At 35.2% G+C, this 2,948-nt stretch carries 3 protein-coding genes and 2 pseudogenes; all 5 read left to right on the top strand.

What is annotated here, in order from left to right:
• Positions 1-36: 36 nt before the first annotated feature.
• A pseudogene (locus ETR37_RS19845) lies at positions 37-159 on the top strand (GNAT family N-acetyltransferase); the annotation flags it as partial.
• Positions 160-322: 163 nt separating this feature from the next.
• Positions 323-922: a GNAT family N-acetyltransferase gene (locus ETR37_RS14980; protein ID WP_081133380.1), complete on the top strand. Its 600-nt coding sequence runs from the start codon at positions 323-325 to the stop codon at positions 920-922.
• A gap of 90 nt (positions 923-1,012) precedes the next feature.
• Positions 1,013-1,738, top strand: a complete 726-nt coding sequence (locus ETR37_RS14975; RefSeq protein ID WP_129447464.1) for an MOSC domain-containing protein — start codon at positions 1,013-1,015, stop codon at positions 1,736-1,738.
• 168 nt (positions 1,739-1,906) lie between these two features.
• Positions 1,907-2,014: pseudogene (locus ETR37_RS14970) on the top strand (ThiJ/PfpI family protein); the annotation flags it as partial.
• A 342-nt stretch (positions 2,015-2,356) separates the two neighbouring features.
• Positions 2,357-2,833, top strand: coding sequence for a GNAT family N-acetyltransferase (locus tag ETR37_RS14960; RefSeq protein ID WP_015374860.1), 477 nt, complete (start codon positions 2,357-2,359; stop codon positions 2,831-2,833).
• Positions 2,834-2,948 lie beyond the last annotated feature (115 nt).

Raw genomic sequence — 2,948 nt, 5'->3', positions numbered from 1 at the left:
TTTCTATACCCTTTGGATTTTATTGGATAATCAACACGCCTGGTTCCATCTATTCGTGTGGCAGAGAAGATTGGTTTCACTAAGGAAAAAGAAGTATTTATTTTCGGTAAGAACCATTATATATACTCGGGGTTAGAGAAAGTAACGAAGGGTTATTGAACTAAGGGTCCGATATTTAAATAAAATATGTACAAAAAAGCTACCTTACATCATAAGGTGGCTTTTTCATTTGGTCGAAAATCAATAATTAACGATAATAAAGTCTTTTAGAGAAGGGATAATAGCATGGATTGTTGAATTCTGTAAGATAGGGGGTGGATATATGTTACAAAAGTTGTTGCTGACAGGAAAAAGAATATCTCTGCGGACACCAACGCAGGATGATTTGCCAATTCTATATAACCTGATATATGGTGTGGAGAATCCAGAATGGAAAAAATACGATGCTCCTTATTATCCGCTTGAATTTTGCACCTTTGAAAAGTTTTCTAAGAGAATGGAAGAAAAAATGAATTTTAGGGATGTACCAAGTCAAATGATTATAGAATATCAAGGTCAAATTATAGGTATGGTTAGCTATTATTGGGAGGATAAGCGTACACGATGGCTTGAAATTGGGATCGTCATATATTCTCCTGAACATTGGAATGGTGGATTTGGAACGGAAGCATTATCTTTATGGATTGACTATCTCTTTGAAAATCTAACCATCGAGAGAGTAGGGCTTACAACTTGGTCTGGAAATCCACGAATGATCAGATGTGCGGAAAAATTAGGAATGCGATTAGAAGGGAGAATGAGAAAATGCCGCTACTATAATGGCGAATACTATGATTCCATTCGGATGGGTATTCTTCGAGAGGAATGGGATGAGTTTAAAAAGAATAATCCTTTATTCAACTCTCATGGAAGAACAAGTTAACTTCTATCATCTGTGGTGTCACGGAAGTGATGAATGAGTAGATTTTTGTATAATTTTGGTAGACAAAAATTAATTTAAGGAGAGAATGAAATGTTAATCGGCCATATCAAGGAAATTGTCCGTTACCCTGTGAAATCTTTCCGTGGAGAGAGTGTACAAAAAACTAAAGTAATGGAATATGGTTTGTATGGCGACCGTAGTCATGCTTTTTTAGATGAAACAAGATCAGGGAAGTTTTTAACAATAACACAATTCCCAGAAATGGTTCGATATAAAGCAAGATTTGTTGGGGAAGAGTTAATGGAAGAATACCCCAGAGTCGAAATAACGACACCTGAAGGTAAGGTTGTTGATTGGGGGGATGAAGACCTAATTAGAGAAATAGAAAACAAATCAAAACGGAAAGTTTCTCTTGTAAAATATACTCCCTCTTATGTACCTTTAGGGGCAATTGAAGAAGAACACATTCAATTGGTAACGGATGCTTCTTTGCTTAAATTAAAAGAAATATGGGGAAAAGAGGTCAATTATCAACGTTTTCGCCCTAATTTGCTTATATCATTAAAAGAGAAAGTCCCATTTATTGAAGAAACGTGGTTTGGCAGAAGGATTAAAATAGGACGAGAAGTGGAGATTCAATTAAAAAGACATTGTGAACGGTGCATGATTATTACTGTTAATCCTGATAATGCAGAACAAGATTCGTCTTTGCTTAAAACTCTTGTACAACAAAGAAATAATCATTTTGGCGTTTATGCTTCTGTTATAAAAACAGGTGAAATTCATGTAGGCGATGAAGTCTTTCTTCTTGAATGATATTTTGCTAAATCATCATCAAACCAAATGTCAACTCTACTAAGCTCCCGTGGAAGGATAGAACTTCTTGCATAATCTGTGGGGAAGCTCGCTTTATGGCTGGATAACAGGACAGATTGAAGAAGAGTATATTAAGTAAAAGGGCTAAGATTTTGGGGAGGATATTTAATGGAAATTGCAATTGTAGCTTTTGATGATTTTACCGATATTGATGTGTTTTTGCCTTGGGATTTATTAAATCGTGTTAAAGAACCTGAATGGACCGTCAAAATTGTAAAGTTCAAGGATTTTATGAAAAATTGGGTTTTAAAACGGATGAATTAATATTCATGGAAAAGTGGATTTAGTCATCTTTTGTGAAAGTATGTTTATTCCGCTAATGGGGTTCTGTAGTTGAATAGTGGCAATGACTTTAAAAGTTTGAGGAAAAATTCTACAAGCTTTTTTGCAAGATGAGAAAATATAAAAAATGTTCTTGTTCAACTTCCATGAAAGAAAGAATTAACTTCCATCATCTGTGGAGAAGCTTGCTTCATGGTTGGCTAACGAGTTAGTTGAAGAATAGCACTAAATTTGCTTTTATGATAGTCATACTTTTACAAATGAAGGGGGATTAAGATGGAAATTCGTTCAGTGAAAGGGTCAGATTACTATGTCATCTCTCCACTAATCAATGAGTGGTGGGGCGGAAGACAAATGTCTGATAAATTGCCAAAATTATTCTTCGACCATTTTCAAAATACAAGTTTCATTGCCGAAAAAGATGGAAAAATCGTTGGATTTTTGATAGGTTTTCTATCCCAAGCGTATCCAGAAGAAGCATATATACACTTTGTTGGAGTTCATCCGGATTATAGGAAACACGGTATTGGAAAACGACTGTACAATGAATTTTTTAATATTGTTAAAAAGAATGGTCGGAATATCGTCCGTTGTGTAACTTCACCAGTGAACAAAGTTTCCATTGCATTTCATACGAAAATGGGATTTGAAATCGAAAAAAACGGAGATAAAAAAGTAGACGGAGTTTCTGTACATACTGATTATGATGGACCAAATCAAGATAGAGTTTTATTTGTGAAGAGGTTAATTTAATGATGAGCTTGTTCAACTAACGGTTGGCGCCTGTTGAACAGGACATACAAAAAAGACCGATTGATTTCGGTCTTTTTCCGTGAAAATCCCCACCACTTGGTGAGTGCGGTATACG

This window comes from Geobacillus sp. PK12 (assembly GCF_004123125.1).
Taxonomy (GTDB): Bacteria; Bacillota; Bacilli; order Bacillales; family Anoxybacillaceae; genus Geobacillus; species Geobacillus zalihae.
This window is presented reverse-complemented; position numbering and strand designations above follow the sequence as displayed.

Excerpts from the sequence above, each read along its gene's own strand:
- ETR37_RS14960 (WP_015374860.1), top strand. The coding sequence starts at position 2,357 with ATGGAAATTCGTTCAGTGAAAGGGTCAGATTACTATGTCATCTCTCCA.
- ETR37_RS14980 (WP_081133380.1), top strand. The coding sequence starts at position 323 with ATGTTACAAAAGTTGTTGCTGACAGGAAAAAGAATATCTCTGCGGACA.
- ETR37_RS14975 (WP_129447464.1), top strand. The coding sequence starts at position 1,013 with ATGTTAATCGGCCATATCAAGGAAATTGTCCGTTACCCTGTGAAATCT.